At 33.5% G+C, this 805-nt stretch carries 2 protein-coding genes; both read right to left on the reverse strand.

What is annotated here, in order from left to right:
* Positions 1–28 precede the first annotated feature (28 nt).
* Positions 29–469: a GNAT family N-acetyltransferase gene (locus H8911_RS12205; RefSeq protein WP_199593251.1), complete on the reverse strand. Its 441-nt coding sequence runs from the start codon at positions 467–469 to the stop codon at positions 29–31.
* A gap of 27 nt (positions 470–496) precedes the next feature.
* Positions 497–805 (reverse strand): GNAT family N-acetyltransferase (locus H8911_RS12210; RefSeq protein WP_186999845.1); only part of this gene is annotated, 309 nt, incomplete at its 5' end.

An 805-nucleotide genomic window follows, 5' to 3' on the forward strand; every position in this document is an offset into this window, starting at 1 on the left:
TTCTGATTTATCTATTGCATTACGTTGATTACTTTACAGTGAAAGGTGTCCATTCAATGTGGTTATATTCCATCACATCATTTGCTTTTTTCATTCCTAATTTTTCGTAAAATGCAATGGCATTTTCATTCGCAACCAAATATACAGCAATATCCTTTTTACCGCCTGCTAAAGAATGTGCTGTTTTTATCAATTTCGTGCCAATTTCTTGATGTAAATAGTCTCTGTCTACACCTAAATCTGTTATATAAAGCCAATAGGCATAGTCGGTCAATCCAAATAAAACGCCGACAATTTGATTATCCTTGTTTCTTGCAATAAGACTGATTGATACATGATCAACTAGCTTTGCCATTCTTTCTTCGAATCGTTCCTTCGGATACTGTGATCCTAGATCCGTACGCTTTAAAAATTCAATATATTCAATTGAAGATATTCGCTCTTCTTTAATCTGAATGTCTTTGCACATAACAATTTTCTCCATAAACCCCTAATTCTATTTCTGTTGCCATTCCATTACATATTCTTTTTCTTCGGTAGCTTCATCAAAACCGCTATGCTGAATCTCAAATCCTTCTCTTTGATAAAAGGCTATTGCCCGTATATTCTTTTGATATACATTCAAAAATAATTTGCTTCGTTTATTTTTTGCATAATTTAGAAGAGCTTTTCCTATGCCATGCGATTGCATTTCATTTGAAACAAAAATGCCCTCAATATATTCATCATTTAGACCTATAAATCCCTGTATTTCTTGATTATCCTCATAGACATAGACAGTTGCCTGCAAGAGCAACTCCTTCAC

Source organism: Holdemanella hominis (assembly GCF_014306155.1).
Classification (GTDB): Bacteria; Bacillota_I; Bacilli_A; order Erysipelotrichales; family Erysipelotrichaceae; genus Holdemanella; species Holdemanella hominis.

Bases quoted from the DNA above. Each gene is read 5' to 3' on its own strand.
- H8911_RS12205 (WP_199593251.1), bottom strand. From the start codon at position 469: ATGTGCAAAGACATTCAGATTAAAGAAGAGCGAATATCTTCAATTGAA.